Below are 21,099 nucleotides of genomic sequence, written 5' to 3' on the forward strand. Positions count from 1 at the left end.
GAATTTAACCATGCTGCAGGCAATACTTCATACAATTTTCTATTCCAATTTGGATATCATTTTTCTAAGCGAACATTATCCGGTAAACAGGTTTTCTTTCTTTTCCGCTTTTCACGCAATAAAAGCTAGTATTCCCCGAATTCAATTAAATATACATGAAGAAATCTTTTTTTATAACGGCACTCTAACTTCCGCAACCGAGATCCTTCTTTGCTCCAGCTTTCTAGCTTTGGCTGGGCGTATCACCGGCTCCTCTTCACCTGCTTCAACGATGCGGGCAAGGAGTCGCTCTCTCAGTTCAGCCGTAATGGCTGTGTAGCTTTCCACGCCGATGAGATTGCTCAACTCATGCGGGTCCGCATGAAGATCGTATAAGAACTGTTCCTCATACACATCCGATGCCGCATCATTCCAAGCATTTTTGTCTGGCGCATGAACGCTGTATTTCCACCGGTTCGTCCGGATCGCCCGACCTACTTCGGATTCACTGATTTGCAAAAACACTTCCTTCGGCCAATCCACACTTTTCTTTTGCGCCAAAGGCAAGATGGAACGCCCCTGCATGCTTTCCGGAACAGGAATGCCAGCAGCGTCTAGCAGGGTAGCCGGCAGATCCAGCAAGCTAACCAGCTCCTGAATTCTACCTCCTGCCTGAAAGCCTGGCCCTATCAAGGCCGTTGGAACTCGAATTGAGCTATCATGGCAGGAACGCTTGTATTCCGAATTTCGCGTCTTAAAATGACAACCATGATCGGATGTGAACAACACGATTGTATTGTCTAGCAGCTGCAAGCTCCGCAATGCATCAATCAGGCGGCCAAGCGCTTCATCCAATCGCTTGACCATCCCGTAGTAACCGCCCAAGTGCTGATGGGCAGTTCCACCGAGAGCAGCGAGATCCGGCGGTATCCAACGTCCGCTATATTGATCCTCATACCCGATTGGAGCCGGATAATTGTCCAGATGATTTTGGTGATGAGGCTCGATATAGGACACGAATAGGAAGAAAGGATCTTCCGTCTTCTCCTGACGGTTCCGTTTCTGCTCCTTATGTACAAATTGGATCGCGGCATCCGTTAAAGCATCCGCTCGGTAACCCGGCAGGTTAACGGGTTCATTATCATTATTGTACATGACCGTATCGTACGCATCGGAGGAAAATTCCAACACATTAGAGGCCAACCAATGCTCGTAGCCACCCCTTTGTTCCTCAGGTACAGGTTCCGTGCCAGCCAAATGCCATTTGCCAATATACCCCGTATGGTATCCTGAATCACGGAAATAATGGGCTAACGTCTTGCTTTCAGCAGGCAGCGGAATCCCGTTCCGGTAACAGCCTGTAGACGTTGCATACTTGCCGGTTTGCAGGCAGGATCGAGCGGGACCGCATACCGGTTGGCAGGTGATCGAATGATACACATGCGTACCTTCGACCGCCATCCGGTCGAAATTCGGGGTAAGCCCCAGTGGATTGCCATGCACCCCTGTGGTATCCCATCTTTGTTGATCGGTAAAAAATACGATAACGTTCGGACGTACAGCTCCCTTTTCTCCCATAACATCACGCCTCCTTCATCTGATCCCTAACTATATTCTCTTGTAATCTACCATAATCCTTGATCGCTGAATCGGCGCGCCAGCCAGTTGGTAAACAGCAGCAGCAGCAAACCAGCCAAGGACTGAAACAATCCTGCGGCAGTCGCAATCGAAAACCGCCCCAAACTGAGCCCGACCCGATAGACGTACGTATCCAAAATATCCGCAACATGAAGCACAACATCGTTAGATAAAATAAAGACCTGATCGAAGCCTGCGGACAAAATTTGCCCTGTTCGGAGGATCAGCATAATCACAATCGTCCCTGATATCGCCGGAAGCGTCACGTGGCTGATTAACCGAAATCGATTGGCGCCATCCATGCGTGCCGCTTCATACATTTCCGGATTAATTCCTGCAATCGCCGCCAAATAAATGACCGTCCCCCAGCCCACTTCCTTCCAAATATGCGAGACGACGAGTAATGAGCGGAACGACTCCGGCTGCATAAGCGGGGAACTGCTGAACCCTAACCACGAGATTAAGCCCGTTCCCGGCGATAAAATAGCAAACAAAATGCCTCCCAGAACAATCCAGGATAAAAAGTGCGGGAAATACAAAATGCTCTGAATGATCCTTTTGAATCTGCGATGGATGACCTCATTCAGCAAAATGGCAAGAGCAATTGGCGCAGGAAAACCAAAGATTAGCTTATAAAAACTTATTAGAAGCGTATTGTAGAGCGCATTCCAGAAATCCCCTGTTGACCAAAGAATACGGAACCACTTCAGCCCCACCCAAGGGCTGCCAATTACCCCCTGCGTTAGCTTATAGTCTTTAAAAGCAATGATAACGCCGCCCATCGGAATATACTTGAATACAATAAAATAAATAAGGCCCGGCAGCAGCAACGCGTAATAATATCTATACTTCAGCAGCTTGCGAATAAAAGAGCTGGATGGCGCTGCTTTTGTACCTAAAACAGAAGGCTTTGGATGGCTCGCTTGACTGCTCATAAGGCACCTCCTTTTTCTAACTGAAGCTTGCGGTATTCACCTGGCGTGATTTTTTCCCATTTTTTAAAAAATCGGATGAAGCTCTGCACATCGTGGTAACCGATCTGACCACAAATTTCCTGCAAGGAATATTGGCAGTTACCTACGAACAGCAGCTCCTTGCTTTTATCAATGCGCAGCCGGGTCAAGTAATCAAGCGGTGCTTTCCCCGTCTCCGCACGAAACATTCGGCTTAAGTAGCTGGAGCTGACACCGACGTGCTCGGCAATATCAGCAATGGATTCGATCCGATCGTAATGGGCCTGCATATAGTCAATTGCTTTGCTGATGTAGGCATTGCTCATCTTATTATCCTGGAACTGTTCAAGCAGGTTCATGATGTCGGTGATATAGCCATAGAACAGCTCCTTTACTTGACCAATATGTTCGCATTCACTAACAGATTGGAACCGTAAATGGACCTTATCCAGCGAATAACCATCCTCATACAGCTCTTGTACGATCGCGCCCATCATCAAGGTGATGGTGTCTTGTACTTCATCTCGGGTATAGGATTTGCCGACCATATAACGGTCAAACAATTCGTCGAGAGACAACTTGGCTGACTCTCTATCTACCGATTTAAGGCGACGCAGCAGCTCCTTCTGGATAGCCAGTGGATAACTCCATTTTCTGGAATCCGCCGTATCTTCGAAAAAAACACAATCGGTTTGGTAGGTCCAAGCCGTATTGTGCAGCGCACGTTTGGCCTCGTGATAGGACTTGTTCAAACTGTTCATCGACGAATAAATGCCCCCTAGGGCAATCTGCAGGGTAATTCCGAATTCCTCCTGCCCGATCTGGTTCGCTGCCTGACAGCAAGCATCCAATTCCAGTTTTAGCTGGGTCATGTAAGTAGCAACAGGCGCATTCAAAATAAACCCGAACTGATGATTTTCAAGTATGGTGCCGACAACAAACAAGCGCCTCCTCAGTTCCTTCTCAATGGTGCTGAACAGCAGCAAGCGGATATCGTTGTAGTCCTCCTGGTCCTCCAATGGCTGCATGTCTGCTCGCACAATAATGGCAGCGTAATAAGAATGGGGGAATACAATGCCAAGATGCTGAAGTCGATTCGCCATCACCGAGGTTTCGAACACCCGATTGGTTAAAATGTCATAGATCAACCGGAACCGGATGATCGGTTTACTCTGCTCCAAGGTTTGTTTAATGTAGCGATTTTCTGATATGAGCTCCCGGATCGCCTCGGCGACCAGCTGGCTTTCATCCTTTTTCACGATATTCCCAGGGTGGCCAGCCTGCTGTTCGACATAGTCCCTCACCATGTTTTTCCATGGTCTGGTGAAGCGAATACTATAGAGGAATGCAAGCGCTATACTGATCAAAATAATGACTGCCGCCACCTGAGTTGCAGCATGTACTTTACTTTTCCAGGCAGCTTGGTAAACCGCGTAGGGAATGCGTTCTGCAACCATCCAAGGGGTCGTGTCAGACCTGGCATAGCTGAGGAAATAAGTTCCATCTTCCCCCTGTACTTTCACCATCCCTGTGGAATCTGACAGTGAATGTCCCGTCTTCAGAGATTGCAAAGCCATCGTGAATGCTTTGCTTCTGGCATTATTTTCTGAAAGAATGGCATAACTTTCGCTGTCCATAATCATCATTTTGCTGCTATCCACGTTCGCATAACGAAACAAGGCATCGAAGAACGCTTGACGCTTCACATTCAGAATGAGTTCTCCAAGAGGCTCTTTGGCGGTCAAAGGTACCAGCCTGTGAAAGGTAAGCAGTTCAACCGGCTCCGAGGGTGATGTATCCTTCAGACTTCGCATCTGATAACCTTTGCTGTTGTCAGCTTCAAAATTTGTCGTAATAATTTGCTTATCAAAAAATTGATCCAGCGCATAGATGCCTTCATTCGTCGTCAAAATACGGTTGTTAAGGCGAAAATACAAATAGATGGAATATAAGAGATTGTTGGAATTCACTTCCTCTTTCAACTGATTCTTTAAAGCGCCATATTGCAAAATGGAATAAGGATATGGATTCGTTAGCGCCTCATTGACTCCTGGCTTCAGAGAAACTTGCAAGGACAGCTGCTCGATATTCTCAATCAATGATTCGGTATGCTTCATCATCCCCGAGATTTCGTTCTGAGACGAACGCGCAAGCTCGGATTTGATATCGTGGGATACAATCATCAGGTACGACGAACCGACCGCCAAAATGAGGATCACTATGATAGTCATATAGGATACGAGCATTTTATTAAACATAGACTGTCCCCTCTCTGTTTCAAGCATGATTCGATTCGTCGTCCTTTGTTTACTTGCCGATTATTTCGCTTTCTTCCATTCCGCATTAACCTGCTTCTCAATTTCTTGCCCGCCTTCTTGGTAATACCGTTTGACTAGTTCATCCCATTTATCGACGGACCAGGCACCGGTGACAATTTTGGCGAAGTACTCATCCCAAAGCTTTTTGATATCCGGATAGTCGTTCATGGCCTGCACGCTCTTCCAGAACTCGTTGTGAACCAGATTCTGAGGGTCATTGGAAATGGTCATCGCCGCTGTCGCTTCGTCCGTTAACCAACGGCGGTCTACGACTTGCAGGAAGCGGATTGGATTCGAATACCCTTTCTTATACAGCTCGGAATAATTCGGTACAAGCAGCTTAATTTTGTTTTTGTCTTTATCGAATTGATAATCCTCATTCTCGATCCCGTAAGTGACCAGATCAAAACCTGGGCCCGCCGACCAGTTGATCAACTCCATCAGCTTCTCCGGATTTTTGGCTTTGGCCGAAATCGCCCGAATATCGCTATAGGCCGGCGAATTCTCGGCAGCTCCCTTTTTCCCGCCCGCGCCGGCAGGAGGTGTAAGGAAGGAAAGTTTCGCAGTCGCTACGGTCTTCTTCAGAGCGCTATAGTTGGCTCCTGTAGGATCGGCATCAAAGGCTGTTCCCTCAAAAATGCCGGCTTTGGAGTTAATGATCTTTTCATTCATTTGCTTCGCTTCCATAATAGGGAACTCCGGATCGATAATGCCTTCTTTGTACCAGCTTTGCAATAAAGCAAGCGCTTGCTTCGTTTCCGGCAAGACCATTCCCTGCTTCAATTGCCCGTCACGCTGCTGCCAGAACGTCGGAACGACACCGAAAGCGCCAAATACCGTGCTGAAATAATTCCCATTGGCACCGGCTCCGAGAAGCTTGTTAGTCGTTATGCCAAATGTATCCTTTTTCCCATTTCCGTCTGGATCATTAAACGTGAACGCCTTAAGCACATCATGAAGCTCATCCAACGTGGTCGGCGTTTTCAGCTTGAGGGCATCGAGCCAATCCTGGCGTATGAGAAGCCCATTCACGTTAGGTCCATTGAAGGTCTCCGGGCGATAGCCAGGCGGCAAACCGTACAACTTGCCTTTGTATTTGAGAATGTCCAAATCCTCAGGCTTTAGAAACTTCGTAACATTAGGCGCATTCTTTAACAAATCGTCCAATGGCAGAATCAAGCCTTCATCCGTCAACCGATTCAGTGTCAGGAGATCCGGCACACTAAAGTAATCCGGCAGATCCCCGGAAGAAGCAAGCAAGTTCAGCTTGGTCTTGTACTCATCCCCGGAAGCCATGGAAATGTTATAATCAATCCCTTTGATTCCCGCTTGATCCAGCGCTGCCAACACCTTTTGCTTCGCTGGCCCGCCATCTGCCGGGTATTCAGGTGCTTGGAAGTTGCGGAAAATCTTGAATGTGACTTTGGCAGAGTCCCCACCGCCGGAAGCATTGTTTGGCTGAGCTGCTGCGCTAGGTGCGCTTGTCGACCCGCTGTTCTCGGACGCTGGGTTACTGCTGCACGCGGCCGTAAGGCCAGCTGCTATAGTTAAGATAAGAACCGTTTTATATGTATGAAATGACATGGTTTTGTCCCCTCCTGTACAATCTATTCCATCTTGCTCCACAATAATATTAAATCCGAAGCTTATCTTAAGCTTTAACCGAACCGATCAAGGTCCCCTGTACGAAGTACTTTTGTAAAAACGGATAAACAATAAGGATCGGAAGCACCGCCATAATCGTCGTTGCTGCGATGACCGATTCCGTCGAGGAACCTGTGCTTTCCCCCGTCATTTGGGCGATGGTCTGCCCGTTGATAATATCCCGGAGAAGAACGGGAAGTACGTACTTGCTTTTGTCATTCAGATAAAAAAGCGCCTGCAAATAGTTGTTCCAATACCCAACCGCTTCCCACAAGGCAATTGTTGCGAGCACCGGTTTCGAGAGAGGGAGAATAACGCTGCCAAAAATACGAATGGCGTGAGCCCCATCCATGGTTGCCGATTCATCCAACTCCCGGGGGAGCGTCCGAAAGAAGCTCATCATAACGATGACGTTATACGCCGATATCACCGTCGGCAGAATCAACGACCATAAAGAGTTGATAAGTCCAACGCTTTTTACCAGTAAATAAGTAGGGATAATTCCACCGCTAAACAACATCGTGAACAAAATAAGAAGAACGAACCACTTTTTACCGGGCAAGTCTTGTTTAATGAGGGGAAATGCGGTTGCCGCCGTCAGAAATACGCCGATGAATGTGCCAACCACTGTAATAAATAAACTGTTGCCATACGCAAGCCATAAATACCGGGAATGCAAGATGTTGACATAAGCATCCGTAGTAAAATCTCTTGGCCACAGAAATAGGCCGCCTTTCATTGCCTCCTCCATACCGCTGAAGGACACGGCCGCTTCCCGCCACATCGGGTAGAGAGTGGCCAGGGTTAACGCGATTAAAAAAATGATATTGAAAATTGAAAATAGGTTGCCTCCTTTTGAACTCATCTGCTAGCTCTCCTCCGTCAAACGCTATTGTCATTCGGCTAATTCCGACTAATTTAATTATGTATAAAATGCGTGTATGAATATATATTTAGTTTTTGTACTAATGATAAAAATTTGAATTAAACGTCCGAAAAGCTTGTCCTATCAAGGTTTTATTAAAAATCAAAAAAATCAGCACGCCGTTCTCGATTGTAAAATAAATGAAATGAGCAAGCGATAAATTAAAATTAATCTTACTATTTAACTCGGAATAATTCAATGAAAAAACAATAAACCGGCACAACCTTTCAACAAACGCAAAAAAGCAGTCCTGTTGAAATCATCAACAGAACTGCTTTATTCGACCTATCCGTTCTACGCATTCCGCCCGGCCTCAGCCAAAGCTTTTTTACCTGCTTCCAAAACAGCGATAATCCGCTCGACGTCATAAACGCTTCCTGCCCATGTCCCACCGCTGACAGCCTGCAAAGCTGCCCATAACCGCGTATCATCTGGAAGTTTCGGATCTGCGGCGAGCTCGGGATGAGGCTCGCGGGCTGCAAGCACAAGCGCTCCTTCATCAGGGCTGAGCACTTCGTCACCGGCACCTAGGAAATGAATTGTGCCTTCCAAACTGTTGCGGTCCACTACGATATCGATGGTATCCCCATCCCGCAGCTTCCCAATCGGACCGCCGGCCAGCGCCTCAGGTCCCACATGGCCGATGCACGCACCTGTGGACACGCCCGAAAAACGCGCATCGGTAATTAGGGACACGTATTTGCCGAACGGCAGATGTTTTAGCGCCGAGGTTAATTGATACGTCTCCTCCATCCCCGTACCCGATGGGCCACGTCCGATTAACGCCATAATATCGCCGGCTTGAATGCCGCCATTTTTGATGGCCAGGATAGCGGCTTTCTCCGAGGTAAACACTTTCGCCTTGCCCCGATGCCGGTAAATGCCATCTTCCCCGACGGTTGTCGGGTCAATCGCTGTTGATTTAATGACCGAACCTTCCGGCGCCAAATTCCCCATAGGGAACGTGACTGTTGAAGTTAATCCTCTTTCTTTGGCACGTTCCGGACTCATGATGACCTGATCGGGATCAATGCCATCCATTTCCATGAGCAGGCTCCGCATTTTACGGCGACGATCGCTTGACTCCCACCAATCCAGGACAGTCCCCAGCGTTTCGCCTGTTACGGTCAACGCCTCTTCTTTCAGGACGCCCAGACGGCGAAGATGCAGCATCACTTCCGGCACCCCGCCAGCCAAAAATACCCTCACAGTCGGATGATATTCCGGGCCGTTCGGCAAAACGCTGACTAGTCTTGGCACTTGCTTATTCACACGGATCCAGTCCTGAACTGTCGGAACCGGCAGTCCTGCCGCATGGGCGACAGCCGGAATATGCAGCAGCAGGTTTGTCGATCCTCCGAAAGCCGCATGAACGACCATGGCATTGTGGATGGACGCTTCCGTCAAAATATCCTTCATCCGAATGCCCTTCTCCTCCAGTGTCATCATGGCGCGTGCCGATTGCCTAGCCATCTCTTCCCAAACGGGCTGTCCGGATGGGGCAAGTGCAGCATGCGGCACCGTCATCCCCATTGCCTCTGCAATGACCTGCGAAGTAGCAGCCGTTCCAAGGAATTGGCAGCCTCCGCCCGGTGTTGCGCAAGCCCGGCAGCCGAGATCCGCAGCGTCTTCCAGGCTGATTTCCCCATTCGCGTACCTTGCGCCAATGGTTTGGATTTTCCCGGCATCCTCACCTTCCGTCGGAGGCAAAGTTACGCCCCCAGGCACGATCACGCATGGAAGCTCATGCATCCCGGCCAGCGCAATCATCATCGCCGGCAGTCCTTTATCGCAGGTTGCCACACCGAGAACGCCTTTGCGTGTCGGCAACGAGCGGATCAGACGCCGGAAAACAATCGCTGCATCATTCCGGTATGGAAGAGAATCAAACATCCCTTCCGTTCCCTGGGACCTGCCGTCGCAAGGGTCACTCACATAACCGGCGAAAGGAACCCCGCCGCTTTCTGTAATCACTTCGGCAGCCGCCTGCGTCAAAAGGCCAACTTCCCAGTGGCCGGTATGATAGCCAAGAGCAACAGGACTGCCGTCCTCCTTACGAATACCGCCTTGCGTGCTGAGCAAAAGGTACTGCTTCCCCTTCAGGCGAGACGGCTTCCACCCCATCCCCACATTTTGGGTCAGACCGAACAACTCTCCGCTTGGAGCGTTCAATAACATCTCTTTCGTTAACGGCAACGAGCCTTTTGGGCCTTGTGCATGCGTATGAATGGTATATAAATCGTTATTTTCATTAGCCATAATCGATGCTAACTGCTCAGTCATTAACCTTCACCCTTCCGAATCAGCTTCTAACCAGGAGCTACGCTTTGAGAAATACGGTTTTTATCGAGGTGAAAAATTCAATAGCCGCCTGCCCTTGCTCACGCGAGTGAGAGCTGGACTGCTTCATACCACCGAACGGTGCCTGCAGCTCCACGCCGGCTGTCTCCGAGTTAATTCTTACCAAACCGGCATCCATATCTTGGATAAACGAAAGAATATTGCCGATGTTTTGCGTGTAAATGGAAGCGCTCAAGCCGAAATCCGAATCATTCGCTACCTGAATGGCTTGTTCCATGGACTCAACCTGAATAAGCGCAAGAACGGGTCCGAAGATTTCTTCCCGGGCAATCGCCATTTCCGGCGTTACTTTATCGAAGACGGTTGGTTGTACATAAAAGCCTTCGGCAAGATCCGGATGGTCCGGGGATGAACCGCCGAACAACAGCATAGCGCCTTCTTCAATCCCTTTTTGAATGTAGGATTGCACCGTTTTTAGCTGATTTTCGTTTGCGCAAGGTCCTAACCATGTTCCGGCATCCATACCGTGACCTACGGTTAATCCTTTTAATTTGCTCAGCAGCTTTTCTTTAAAAGCTTCATAGACCTCGCTCATCACAATGACACGGCTTGTCGCCGTACACTTCTGGCCTGTCGAACGGATGCCTCCGCTGATCGTCGCGTCAACCGCTAAATCCAGATCCGCATCCGCAGCGATCAGGATCGGATTTTTCCCGCCCATCTCGAGCTGATATTTCGCTCCTCTGGCAAGTGCCGCTTGGCCCACTCGTTTGCCAACTTGATTGGAGCCCGTAAACGTAATTCCGTTCACATCCGGATGCTCCGCAAGGCCTTGCCCAATAACGGCTCCGCTGCCGGTTACCAAATTCAATACACCCGCTGGAAGTCCCGCTTCTGCGAAGCATTCCACGATTTTGGCAGCCGTTACGGCCGTCTCCTGAGCAGGCTTCAGCACAACGGCATTGCCGTAGATTAAAGCTGGAGCCATTTTCCAAATTGGAATGGCCACGGGGAAATTCCAAGGAGAAATAACGCCGACAACGCCAAGGGGAGTACGAGTCGTAAACATCAGCGCTTCGCTATCTGACGAGGGAATGACATCGCCGATTTTCCGCATGCCTTCACCGGCGTAATAGCGCAAGATGGCTACGCCTCTTGCCGTTTCCCCTTTGGCTTCCGGCAGCGTTTTGCCCATTTCACGCGTCATGCTTTCCGCAATTTCATTGATGCGGCTCTCAAGCACATTGGCTGCTTTGAACAAATAGTCGCCTCTTGCTGCTCCCGACAGCTTTCTCCAACCTTGCTGTGCCGATTTGGCGGACGCAACCGCTTGGTTTAAATCCTCCAATGACGACGATTGCACGTAGCCCACGACTTCGCTTTTTTTAGCCGGATTGATGCTCGGGACCGTTTGCCCAGTACCGGCTGCCTGCCATTCCCCGTTGATGTAATTCAAATACGTTTGTCCGCCGACGAATTTGGTTGTCATGATTAATCCTCCTACAAGATATGTTTTTTATAAGGTAAAATTAGCGGCCAGCACTTACGACATGATTAACAAGTGTCCCGATACCTGAAATCTCAATCTCAATTCTGTCGCCATGAGCGAGCGTGAATTCGTTAGGAGGGACAATACACGTTCCAGTCAGCAAGACGGTACCTTCAAACAGCTCATTATCCCGTATCAAATATTCCGTCAGTTCCTCAAGTTTGCGTTTGAGTTGACCGGTACTCGCCGTTCCCTCGACTGCTTTTTCCCCGTCCCGATAAATTAGGCTTGTAATCTGCAAGTTATACGGGTCTTCTACGGTTTCGGCTAAGCGAATTGCGGGTCCTAGCGAGCACGAACGCTTCCACACTTTGGCTTGCGGCAAATACAGCGGATTCTCGCCTTCGATATCCCGGCAGCTCATATCGTTGCCAATGGTATAGCCGACGATGTTCCCCTTCGCGTTAAGAACAAGTCCTAACTCCGGTTCTGGCACCTGCCATACGGAATCGCTGCGAAGCTGTACTTCGCCGCCGGGACCTACTGTTCGCGCTGCGGTTGACTTAAAAAAGATTTCCGGACGCACAGCATCATAAACTTTATCGTAAAATGTGGAAGCATCCAGTCTGCCTTCCGTTGCTTCATAATTGCGCGCATCACGACTTCGCTCATAGGTAACCCCGGCAGCCCACACTTCCGGTGCTTCAATGGGAACGAGAAGTTGAAGTTGCTCGATTTGATCAGCTAACGCTTCACTACCTTCAATTGTTTTGAGAACCAATGCCAGCGGTGTTGTTCCCAAAGCGTCAGCTTCATGAATCAGTGCCAAAAAATCGCCTTGCGGCAGCGTAAAAATTTGCTCTTGATCATTGACGGCAGCTAGCTGTGTAGACCCTTCTTTTACATAACGGATAATTCTCATTGTTAGCTCACTCCTCTAATTTGTTTTATATTATAAAACAGTGTTCTATAATACAGTTGAAAAAAATGCCTGGACTCGACATGCTCGATCAAACGTGCCGAAACCCCAGGGTTAGCGAAATTGCTTCTGCCTCCTTTTTAAGAAGAGCAATATACGCCTTAAACAATGAATCATCCACCGTTGAGAGTAAAGTTGAAATACTGATTGCTGCTACAATCGAGCCATTATGCTCGAAAATAGGTGCCGCTGCACACCGAACGCCAGGTTCGTTCTCCTGGTTGTCAATGGAATAACCCTGCTCTCTTACCTGATTAAGCTCGTTAACGAAAGCGTCTTTTCCCGTAATCGTCATGTCTGTAATCTTGGAGAATTGGTAATTGCGTAGGAGCGCATCGATCTCATCCTTCGTTCTAAAAGCTGTCAGGACCTTGCCTACCGCACTGCTGTGAAGTGAAATTCGGCGCCCTATTCGGGAGTAACGAATTGCAGCTTTTTCCCCTTCGACTTTATCCAGATACACGCCTTCTTTCCCATCAAGAATAACGAGATGAGTTGTTTGCCCTGTCTGTTCCGACAAAGCAACCAAATGCTTGCGGGCTGCAGTACGGATGTCCAAGCTTTGCAGCATCAGCTGTCCTTTTTCCAAAAGCTTAAGTCCCAGCTTATACTTCCCAGTCTCTACATCCTGATTGATGTAACCGTGCATCTGAAGCGTTTTCAATAAGGAGTGTACCGTGCTTTTGTGAAGCTCCATTCTTGCGCTGATTTCTGTAATTTTTAACTCTGTCGTGTACTCGTCGAATAAATCCATAATCTTCAATGCTCTGTCCAGCGCTTGAATTATAGGCATGGTTTCACCTCTATCTACACATCCATAATAATCCTAATCGTCCATTCAAGCAAGATGAACTTCTTTTCGCAGATTTTATTCGCCTAATACATACGTGTTTAAAAAATCATTTCTAAACTTCCCTTGCGGATCATAACGAAGGAGCAGCTCCTGGAAATCCGGCAGTTTCTCATATAAGGATTTCAAAACCGCAGGCTGCATCGTGAACAATTTCGCCCAATGCGGACGAGCCTGAAATGGTGCAAGCTGCTTTTCAATGACCGGCAGAACTTGCTTCACGGCTTCCCAATTCGGCTTCCAAGTGAAATGAATACCAACAGAATCCTGTTTATAATTCGGACTCATCCACAAAAGATCTTTTGCGACTGAACGAACTTCAGAAATGTACAAAAGCGGTGCAATTTGCTCCCGGATTTCATTAATCGCACACAAGGCCTGATAAGCTGCTTCACGTGGCACGAAATACTCGCTTTGCAGCTCTTCTCCGGCGCTCGGCGTGAAATCCATGCGGAAGTGAGGCAATCTTTCGTGCGATGGTCCCGGAATCCCCATTTGCTCACTGCAATTCTCCCCCGTGTGTCCCGGTACCGGATGCCGTGGCGCATCTGCCAACTTGGCGCCAAAAAATTCAGCCTCTGCCTGAGTTGAAGCAGGATCTGTCACTTTCTTTTTTAGCCAAACTTGATTAATGGTCGTACTCTTCCAATCTGTAAATAAACTTACGCTGTAGGCGTGGGAAAAAATATCATCAAAGTGCGCCTCCAGTTGCTCAAAAGGAAGGTTGTCATAGACATGCTGGCTAATTTCAAAAGCCGGGATCACATCCAGCGTCATTTGAGTAACAACGCCCAGTCCTCCTAGTCCAACAACAGCGCCTTCGATATTTTGTTGTTCGCGAGAGAATACGTCCAGTTCTCCGTTCGCCTGAACTACCTCTATCGAGTCAACAATACTAGCAAGGTTGCTATTCCGATCGCCAGAACCGTGCGAAGCGGTAGCGCAGGCACCCGCAACGGTGATGTGCGGCAGGGACGCCAAATTGTGAATCGCGTAACCATGTTTATGTAGGTACTCACCTAACTCGCCATACCGGACTCCTGCTTCAATCGTTACCTTATTGCGAACGGTATCTAATGCCACTACGCGATTCAGGTTTTGAAGCGAAAGCAAACTTTCGGTACAATCGGCAATGCTATTAAACGAATGCCGTGTGCCAAGCACCTTGATTTGTTTACTTCTAGCCACTAATTCTTGGACTTCTTCTACTTTTACGGGAGTATGCAGTTCTGTAGCGCTGTACCGGAAGTTTCCAGCCCAGTTCAAATTGTTTTTCATCTGTTCACGCTCCTTCGAATTAAACGTTCGCTTTAAACATTCGCTACAGCGATCATAATTCCTTGCTTAGGAGAGAAATTACCGGCGCTGGATCGCCAGCTTCACGGCAAGCCCCGCCAGCACTCCGGACATAAGCCATCGCTGTGCTTTAAGCCATGTCGGGCGTTTGCCGAACCAGCCGGCAATTTTGCTTGCAGTAAGCACAATTAACAGATTCACTGCAAAGCTGATTACGATTTGCGTCAATCCTAGCGTCGCACTTTGCGCCAGCAAGGAGCCTTGTGTCGGATCTTGAAATTGCGGAAGAAGCGAGATGTACAACACGGCGATTTTGGGGTTAAGCAAATTGGTGATGAAACCCATCAGGAACAATTTCCTTGGTTTCTCAATCGGGAGCGCGATGGGTTCAAGCAGTGAGGCGGATCCGGATTTCATTGCTTTCCATGCCAGCCAAAGCAGGTACGCCGCTCCCGCCCACTTCATAGCCGTGTAAATAACCGGCACCGTATTGAAAATAGCGATCAATCCCACCATAGAGGCAATCAGATAAACGAGAAATCCGAGCACAACGCCCATTAAAGAGATCATGCCGGCTTTGCGACCTTGCGATATCGAACGCGAGATCAAGTAAATCATATTGGGCCCGGGAGAGCATACCATCCCTAGCGATACAATTCCAAAAGCAACTAATGTAGTAAGACTGATCAAGGGCGTCCCTCCTATGGTTAAATTCAGAACATCGTATCACAATTCAATTTTGATGTATATCTATAAAATAAAACCGCCAGGAGGTTTCTCTTGACGGTAAATTGTACTCGCTTCCACAAAGGGCATATTAGGTGATACGGCGGGGACGGGATTTAGCTTGTTCAAGAGCACGGGGGTACGCGTAACGCCGCTGACAATTCGGCGTTACTGAGGAGCTTGGTGGAGAGGTGCAACCTCAACAGAGTTAAGTTGGCTGCCCAGCCAACTTAAAGGAACGACAGTCCGCTATTTCGGTGCATAGCGGGGATCGGACTGCCCGCGGGGAACTACAGGGCTTTATTTCCCCATTCCACCATTACACGTAAAAGAGGGTGTCCCTCGGTCACTACAATGACTGAAGAATACCCTCTTTTTATCTGAATGATTATGCCTGAACCGACTCCAAGTGTTCGCCAAGTCTGTCCCAAGTTTCTGTGATACCTTGCAGCATGCCCATATCCATTACTTGCTGCAAACCTTCTGCTGAAGCATATTCTCCGCGGTTAATGACCTTGGTCCCGTTCTCCGTCTCGATGAATTCCAGTGTCACGATCGTTGACGGCATATTTGGCGCTTCGTTGCCTTCTGCATCGGAGAAGAAATCCACGTACACGATTTTCTCAGGCACGACGATTTCACGGTACACAGCTTTGCCCCATGATTCCATGCCATAGAAGTCGCCCTGGTTCTTATCCTCGCACTTCATGCAATAATGCCATACCCCGCCTACGCGGAAATCAACATGACATACTGGAACCGTCCATCCTCTAGGTCCCCACCAATGTTTCAGATGTTCCGCTTGTGTGAAAGCCTGAAATACCAGCTCGCGAGGGGCCTTGAACTCGCGCTCCAAAATTAATACCTTATCCTCTACCTTGGATACCAGTTGATCCGCCATTTTAACTTCCTCCTCGATATCTTTGATGGGTCACAATCGTTCAATTCTTGGTGTCCTTACCCTGCAGCTTTTGCAAATAGTCATCCAGGCGGTCGAAGCGCTCCTCCCAGATGACGCGGTAGTTCTCCAACCATTTGTCGAGTTCTTGAAAAGGATCCGGCCGCAGCCTGTAGATTCGGCGATTCGCATCCACCTCGGCTTCCACAATGCCGGCCTCGCTGAGAACACGCAAATGCTTGGAAGCTTGTGGCTGCCGCAGCTGCAGCCGTTCGGCGATTTCCCCTACGGTCAGCGGACATTCGCGCAAAAGCTCAACCATTTGCATGCGGGTTGGTTCTGCTAAGGCACTCATGACGTTAATATCCATTGTCATCATCCGTTCTCTTGCTGTAAGTATACGGGGCCTTCGGTTCGTGTGAGTCATGGATGCTTCACTTGCTAAACCGAATATACCACGAAAGGAATATTCCTGTAAAGGAATATTAAAAATTATTTACTGTAATCCTTCACTAATTCAATAATCATAGCTCCCATTCGTTCCGTTTCAGGCACAATAACCTGATTCAGCCCTTCATCTCTCAGTGCCTCGGCGGTTACTTTGCCGACTGCAACTGCTTTTACCTGGGTGGAAAAAGCTTGTCTCACGGCATCACTAATCCCTTGGCGTCTCGTATATTCGAACAAGTACCTCACTTGCACGGCGGTGGTGAAGCATACCGCATCAATCGAACCTGTTGTAAGTTCGTGGCACAACGTTTCAAGTACGGCGGATTCCGGTTCAATATGCCGATAAGGCAAAAGCTGAACGACAGCAGCCCCCCGCTCCTCCAGGAATTGAATCAACGCGGGCTGTGGTTCTCCATGCAGTTGCACGACGACTGTTTGATTCGCGAAATCGCAATTATCCAGACGGTTAATTAAACCTTGGATCGTCCCATCTTCATCAATGACGGTAGGTTTTATCTCTAACTTCTTAAGTAAATTGATTGTCTTATATCCGCGCGCAGCAACATTCGCATCTTTCATTTTTTGCAGCAGTATGGCAGCAACACCTAACTTTTCAGCCGCGTCAAGCAGCGTTTCGGTGCCAACTCCGGTAGTGAATACAAACCAGTCCACTTGGTTATTTGCGCAAAATAGCAATTCTTTCTCTACGGCCGACTCATCCAAATAAATGAAGCCCTGCAAGGGACGAACTACGGGTATTCCACCCTGTTTCTGAATGAGCAAACTCATTTCCTCTGTTTTTCTGGAACCCGCAATAACGATCTTTTTACCCGATAATTTATCCATCTCTCTCCAATTCCCCCTATCTTACTATGAAAAGTATATAGAAATTAGCCGCTGAATTCATCAACCAATTCGAAATTTTATGAACCATCCACAAACCAGGCTTCTGATCTTCCCCGATTTCAGCTTGTATCGCCACTCATCCATACATGAAAATTCTGTTAAATAAACATAATAAATGCGGGGGTGTTGTCGATGTGGCGCACAATTGTGGAAGCTCTTCCGGGTTGGAAAACGCTCATTTGGGCTTTATTCACTTTTCTTATTCCTTATAGTACCTCTAAATTATTCAATTGGTTTCATCAAAAGGAACGGATTAATCGCGGTTGGGACGAAGAAAATAAATCTACAGTTCCTAATCACCCCTTCACAACCAACAGCAGCAACTCACCATCAAAACCATGGACGAATTGGCCGCCTTGCGATACGCTGACTAACCAGTTACAAGTGAATTTAAATCTGCTATCCGAACGACTTGGCTGCGACTCGGACTATTCCGTGCGCGAATTTAACATCGGAGGGAGCTCTATTCGTGCGGCTATTGTCAGTATGAGCAAATTGTCCGACTCAACCATCATTCAAGAGCATATTCTCAAACCGTTGATGTTGGATCTTTGGAAATCCAATGTGACAGACATGTATGCCCGCACCGATTTCAAAGTTTTTATTAAAGATCATGTTTTACCGCTTTCCAAAATAAACGAGGCTGAACTTGTCCATGAGGTCATTGAAAAGGTGATAACAGGTTCAACCGCATTGCTTATTGAAGGTATTTCCGGTTGTTTAATCCTCGGAACCAGTTCTACTGCGCCGCAAAATTTCGAAGAACCGTCTTCGGAATCGCTTGTCCGCGGACCAAAGCTCGGCTTTGTCAACTCGCTCGACGAGAACATTTCCCTGCTGCGCTCACGAGCATCCGATCCGAATTTGCGAATGCTGAGCTTCCAAGTTGGCGAGAGGAATAAGAAGAACCTGGTTATCTCCTACGTAGAGGGAATCGCGGATCCGAATCTGGTGGATGAGGTGAAGCGCAGAATCGAGAAAATCAAGATCGATGACGTTCTCGAATCGGGATACATCGATCAATTGATTGAAGATAACTTCATGTCACCATTTCCACAGGTTCAAAGCACGGAACGTCCAGATCGAGTCATTGGCTCCTTGTTGGAAGGCCGAGTAGCCATTCTGACGAATGGAAGCTCCTACGTTTCCATCGTTCCAGTGACGTTCAGCATGCTGCTGCAATCACCCGAAGATTATTATGTGCATTGGATTCCATCTTCTTTGGTGCGCTTATTGCGCTTTTTTGCCGCTTTCGTAGCATTGCTCGGACCTGCCATCTACATCTCTTTCTTATCGTTTCATCAAGGGCTGATCCCGACGAAACTTGCTATTTCTATGGCCGGGACCCGCGAAGGCGTTCCATTCCCCCCATTCTTGGAAGCTCTGATCATGGAGGTTGTTATTGAAATTCTGCGTGAAGCAGGACTTCGTTTGCCCAAACCTGTCGGTCAGACAGTCGGCCTTGTCGGTGGACTGGTCATCGGTCAAGCCGCGGTTGAAGCAGGCATCGCAAGTCCATTAATGGTTATCGTTGTATCCTTAACCGCTATCTCCTCATTTGCTATACCTCAATACGATGCTGGTATTGCTTTGCGCATGCTGCGTTTTGTCGCCATGTTATCGGCAGCGGCGCTTGGGATCTACGGAGTTGTCATGTTCACCCTTTTCCTGAGCATACATTTTGTCAAAATTAAAAACTTTGGCATCCCTTATGCCAGCCCATTTGTCCCTTAGCGGCCAGGTGATTGGAAGGATCTCTTCATACGTGCTCCTCTTTCGAGTATGAAAAAACGGCCCCGGATGATGCATCCGCTAGACCAAACACGGCAAGGAAATCCTTCATTGAAAGGGAAACAATCACATGATCCGTCCGAATGATCGAATTACGACTCCTCAAGCTGCTGTCATTTTAGCGAATATTCTCCTAGGAGTGGGCATTCTGACCTTGCCAAGATTTTTGGCGGACAAGATGGAAACTCCTGACGGATGGATCACGGTGATCGTCGGTGGCATCCTGGCGTTTGGTTTCGGTTTGATTATGGTCAAACTTAGCCAGCGCTTTCCTGGGAAAACCTTTTTTGATTACAGTCAAATCATCGCAGGCAAATGGATAGGAAAATTGCTTAATCTGATTTTGATCGTGTATTTCGCTCTGTTTGCCGGATTTGAAATCCGTGATATGTCCGAGATCATCAACTATCTTTTCCTTGAAAAAACGCCTAAGGAGTTTATTATTCTCGTCTTTATGTGCGTTGCCGTCTACCTTACCACCGGAGGGATCAGCTCCATCGCAAGACTATTTGAATTCATTTTACCGCTCACCCTTGTCATTATTATTGCAAGCTATTCGTTAAGCTTAAATCTTTTTGAACTTGAAAATTTACGGCCGGTGCTGGGTATGGGGATTGGACCCATTTTCAAAGGATTACCGGAGACTTGGAGGGCCTTTGCAGGTATTGAAACGATGTTATTCGTTACGGCTTATATGAGTCGGCCTGAAAAAGCTAGCAAAGCACTTTTAGCCGGAATCAGTATTTCCGTTTTCGTTTATTTAATTACCATCATCGTCGTCTTGGGAGGCATACCGCACGAACAAGTCGCCACGTTGACATGGCCTGCGATATCCATCGTCCGGTCTTATGAGCTTACCGGCTTTTTCCTGGAACGTTATGAATCATTGCTCATCGTGGTTCGCTTAGTCCAAGTGTTCACGGGATTTGTTATGTACCTTTACATTGTCTCTCTGGGGCTATCGCATACGTTTAATCAAGCTTACTACCGCTATATTTACGCCGTATTACCGGTGATTTTCATCATAGCGATGTATCCCAAAAGTATCAATCAAGTTAAAGCGCTCGGAGATGTTATCGGCGGCATCTTTTTTGGAATCATCGGCCTGGTTGCCCCCATTCTTCTTCTCATTACTGTGCTAAGGAAGATCTCTTATGTTCAAAATTAAAGTACTCACCGCCAATTTGCTTTTGCTGTCGCTATTCTTGTTAACGGGATGCTGGGATAGTAAAAACATAACGGAAATGTCGATTGTCGTTGGCGAAGCTATCGATCAAGGCGATGAAGCCCCGAAAGAGGACAAATTGGACGAAAAAGGCGGCGGCTACCGCAAACAAGACTTGATCACCATCACATGGCAAGTTGTTATCCCCAAGATTGCTGCGTCAAGGAATGCCTCCGGCGACCTGAAGCCGTATAAGAATCACTCCCTGTCAGGAGATATGATTCATCAATTCGCACGCGAAGTTTCACTCGAGTCCAAACCCCTTTTCAACCAGCATCAGAAAATGTTCGTCTTCGGGGAGAAGCTCGTGCGCAGCATGGATTTACAGACGTTGATCGATCAACATTTCCGCGATAATGAGGTGAGAGAAAGCGGTCTTGTCCTCATAGCCCGAGGGTTGGCCAAAGATACATTAGAGTCAAAAAGCCCGGAAATCCCCGTAGACCGGCTAGTCCGAATTTCAAAAAATCAATACAGATCTACGAGGATTTTACCGTCCATGACGATTCAAAATGTGATGGAAAAGATCGCAACCCATTCCAGCTTCCTGATCCAAAGCGTAGCTGCTTCGCAGGGAGAAGTGAAATTTGCCGGAGCTGCCGTGTTCAAGCAAGAGGAAAATAAGCTGATCGGCTTTCTAAGTGAAGAAGAATTGGAAGGCTTGACCTGGTTAACACTACGGATGAGGGCAATCATCCCTTTATCATCTATGAGCTGGAATCGCTAAAAAG

The 21,099-nt window shown here is 47.9% G+C and carries 17 protein-coding genes; 3 read left to right on the plus strand and 14 right to left on the minus strand.

The window, feature by feature from the left end:
* Window positions 1-171: 171 nt before the first annotated feature.
* The 14 genes from PCH02S_RS22655 to PCH02S_RS22720 form a co-directional block, all read right to left on the minus strand.
* Window positions 172-1,557: a sulfatase-like hydrolase/transferase gene (locus PCH02S_RS22655; protein WP_127456318.1), complete on the minus strand. Its 1,386-nt coding sequence runs from the start codon at window positions 1,555-1,557 to the stop codon at window positions 172-174.
* 47 nt (window positions 1,558-1,604) lie between these two features.
* The gene (locus PCH02S_RS22660; RefSeq protein ID WP_127456320.1) at window positions 1,605-2,552 is read right to left on the minus strand and encodes an ABC transporter permease; all 948 of its coding nucleotides are present in this window, start codon (window positions 2,550-2,552) and stop codon (window positions 1,605-1,607) included.
* Window positions 2,549-4,828 (minus strand): helix-turn-helix domain-containing protein, encoded by a 2,280-nt coding sequence (locus PCH02S_RS22665; RefSeq protein ID WP_164819697.1) that lies wholly within the window; start codon window positions 4,826-4,828, stop codon window positions 2,549-2,551. Before PCH02S_RS22665 ends, PCH02S_RS22660 begins: the two co-directional genes overlap by 4 nt.
* 60 nt (window positions 4,829-4,888) lie before the next feature.
* Window positions 4,889-6,472, minus strand: a complete 1,584-nt coding sequence (locus PCH02S_RS22670; protein WP_127456323.1) for a type 2 periplasmic-binding domain-containing protein — start codon at window positions 6,470-6,472, stop codon at window positions 4,889-4,891.
* Window positions 6,473-6,539: 67 nt separating this feature from the next.
* Window positions 6,540-7,397, minus strand: a complete 858-nt coding sequence (locus PCH02S_RS22675) for a carbohydrate ABC transporter permease (protein ID WP_127456325.1) — start codon at window positions 7,395-7,397, stop codon at window positions 6,540-6,542.
* Window positions 7,398-7,751: 354 nt separating this feature from the next.
* Window positions 7,752-9,740, minus strand: a complete 1,989-nt coding sequence (locus PCH02S_RS22680) for a YjhG/YagF family D-xylonate dehydratase (RefSeq protein ID WP_127456327.1) — start codon at window positions 9,738-9,740, stop codon at window positions 7,752-7,754.
* 37 nt (window positions 9,741-9,777) lie between these two features.
* Window positions 9,778-11,247, minus strand: coding sequence for an alpha-ketoglutaric semialdehyde dehydrogenase GucD (gucD, locus tag PCH02S_RS22685; RefSeq protein WP_127456334.1), 1,470 nt, complete (start codon window positions 11,245-11,247; stop codon window positions 9,778-9,780).
* Window positions 11,248-11,287: 40 nt separating this feature from the next.
* On the minus strand, window positions 11,288-12,169 hold the full coding sequence (locus tag PCH02S_RS22690) for a fumarylacetoacetate hydrolase family protein (protein ID WP_127456336.1): 882 nt from the start codon (window positions 12,167-12,169) through the stop codon (window positions 11,288-11,290).
* Between the two features lie 88 nt (window positions 12,170-12,257).
* Window positions 12,258-13,019, minus strand: coding sequence for an IclR family transcriptional regulator (locus tag PCH02S_RS22695; RefSeq protein ID WP_127456338.1), 762 nt, complete (start codon window positions 13,017-13,019; stop codon window positions 12,258-12,260).
* Window positions 13,020-13,094: 75 nt separating this feature from the next.
* Window positions 13,095-14,354, minus strand: coding sequence for an FAD-binding protein (locus tag PCH02S_RS22700; RefSeq protein WP_127456340.1), 1,260 nt, complete (start codon window positions 14,352-14,354; stop codon window positions 13,095-13,097).
* 78 nt (window positions 14,355-14,432) lie between these two features.
* The gene (locus PCH02S_RS22705) at window positions 14,433-15,062 is read right to left on the minus strand and encodes a LysE family translocator (protein ID WP_127456342.1); all 630 of its coding nucleotides are present in this window, start codon (window positions 15,060-15,062) and stop codon (window positions 14,433-14,435) included.
* 424 nt (window positions 15,063-15,486) lie between these two features.
* Window positions 15,487-15,999, minus strand: coding sequence for an SRPBCC domain-containing protein (locus PCH02S_RS22710; RefSeq protein ID WP_127456344.1), 513 nt, complete (start codon window positions 15,997-15,999; stop codon window positions 15,487-15,489).
* A 40-nt stretch (window positions 16,000-16,039) separates the two neighbouring features.
* Window positions 16,040-16,366, minus strand: coding sequence for an ArsR/SmtB family transcription factor (locus tag PCH02S_RS22715; RefSeq protein ID WP_127456434.1), 327 nt, complete (start codon window positions 16,364-16,366; stop codon window positions 16,040-16,042).
* 122 nt (window positions 16,367-16,488) lie between these two features.
* Window positions 16,489-17,292, minus strand: a complete 804-nt coding sequence (locus PCH02S_RS22720; protein ID WP_127456346.1) for a uroporphyrinogen-III synthase — start codon at window positions 17,290-17,292, stop codon at window positions 16,489-16,491.
* Between the two features lie 192 nt (window positions 17,293-17,484).
* On the opposite strand from PCH02S_RS22720, the gene PCH02S_RS22725 reads away from it, so the two are divergent.
* From PCH02S_RS22725 to PCH02S_RS22735, 3 genes are all read left to right on the plus strand, one after another.
* Window positions 17,485-19,086, plus strand: a complete 1,602-nt coding sequence (locus PCH02S_RS22725; protein ID WP_246069215.1) for a spore germination protein — start codon at window positions 17,485-17,487, stop codon at window positions 19,084-19,086.
* 127 nt (window positions 19,087-19,213) lie between these two features.
* Entirely contained in the window at window positions 19,214-20,311 is a 1,098-nt protein-coding gene (locus tag PCH02S_RS22730; RefSeq protein ID WP_127456348.1) for a GerAB/ArcD/ProY family transporter, read from the plus strand.
* Window positions 20,298-21,095 carry a Ger(x)C family spore germination protein gene (locus PCH02S_RS22735; protein ID WP_127456350.1) on the plus strand — a complete coding sequence of 266 codons (798 nt, stop codon included), beginning with the start codon at window positions 20,298-20,300 and terminating at the stop codon, window positions 21,093-21,095. Before PCH02S_RS22730 ends, PCH02S_RS22735 begins: the two co-directional genes overlap by 14 nt.
* The last annotated feature ends 4 nt before the right edge of the window (window positions 21,096-21,099 follow it).

The organism is Paenibacillus chondroitinus NBRC 15376, assembly GCF_004000765.1.
In the GTDB taxonomy this organism is placed as follows: Bacteria; Bacillota; Bacilli; order Paenibacillales; family NBRC-103111; genus Paenibacillus_E; species Paenibacillus_E chondroitinus.

What these genes read in the sequence shown, in the direction of transcription:
- PCH02S_RS22655 (WP_127456318.1), bottom strand. Translation starts at nt 1,557, where the DNA reads ATGGGAGAAAAGGGAGCTGTACGTCCGAACGTTATCGTATTTTTTACC.
- PCH02S_RS22660 (WP_127456320.1), bottom strand. Translation starts at nt 2,552, where the DNA reads ATGAGCAGTCAAGCGAGCCATCCAAAGCCTTCTGTTTTAGGTACAAAA.
- PCH02S_RS22665 (WP_164819697.1), bottom strand. Translation starts at nt 4,828, where the DNA reads ATGTTTAATAAAATGCTCGTATCCTATATGACTATCATAGTGATCCTC.
- PCH02S_RS22670 (WP_127456323.1), bottom strand. Translation starts at nt 6,472, where the DNA reads ATGTCATTTCATACATATAAAACGGTTCTTATCTTAACTATAGCAGCT.
- PCH02S_RS22675 (WP_127456325.1), bottom strand. Translation starts at nt 7,397, where the DNA reads ATGAGTTCAAAAGGAGGCAACCTATTTTCAATTTTCAATATCATTTTT.
- PCH02S_RS22680 (WP_127456327.1), bottom strand. Translation starts at nt 9,740, where the DNA reads ATGACTGAGCAGTTAGCATCGATTATGGCTAATGAAAATAACGATTTA.
- gucD (WP_127456334.1), bottom strand. Translation starts at nt 11,247, where the DNA reads ATGACAACCAAATTCGTCGGCGGACAAACGTATTTGAATTACATCAAC.
- PCH02S_RS22690 (WP_127456336.1), bottom strand. Translation starts at nt 12,169, where the DNA reads ATGAGAATTATCCGTTATGTAAAAGAAGGGTCTACACAGCTAGCTGCC.
- PCH02S_RS22695 (WP_127456338.1), bottom strand. Translation starts at nt 13,019, where the DNA reads ATGCCTATAATTCAAGCGCTGGACAGAGCATTGAAGATTATGGATTTA.
- PCH02S_RS22700 (WP_127456340.1), bottom strand. Translation starts at nt 14,354, where the DNA reads ATGAAAAACAATTTGAACTGGGCTGGAAACTTCCGGTACAGCGCTACA.
- PCH02S_RS22710 (WP_127456344.1), bottom strand. Translation starts at nt 15,999, where the DNA reads ATGGCGGATCAACTGGTATCCAAGGTAGAGGATAAGGTATTAATTTTG.
- PCH02S_RS22715 (WP_127456434.1), bottom strand. Translation starts at nt 16,366, where the DNA reads ATGGATATTAACGTCATGAGTGCCTTAGCAGAACCAACCCGCATGCAA.
- PCH02S_RS22720 (WP_127456346.1), bottom strand. Translation starts at nt 17,292, where the DNA reads ATGGATAAATTATCGGGTAAAAAGATCGTTATTGCGGGTTCCAGAAAA.
- PCH02S_RS22725 (WP_246069215.1), top strand. Translation starts at nt 17,485, where the DNA reads ATGTGGCGCACAATTGTGGAAGCTCTTCCGGGTTGGAAAACGCTCATT.
- PCH02S_RS22730 (WP_127456348.1), top strand. Translation starts at nt 19,214, where the DNA reads ATGATCCGTCCGAATGATCGAATTACGACTCCTCAAGCTGCTGTCATT.
- PCH02S_RS22735 (WP_127456350.1), top strand. Translation starts at nt 20,298, where the DNA reads ATGTTCAAAATTAAAGTACTCACCGCCAATTTGCTTTTGCTGTCGCTA.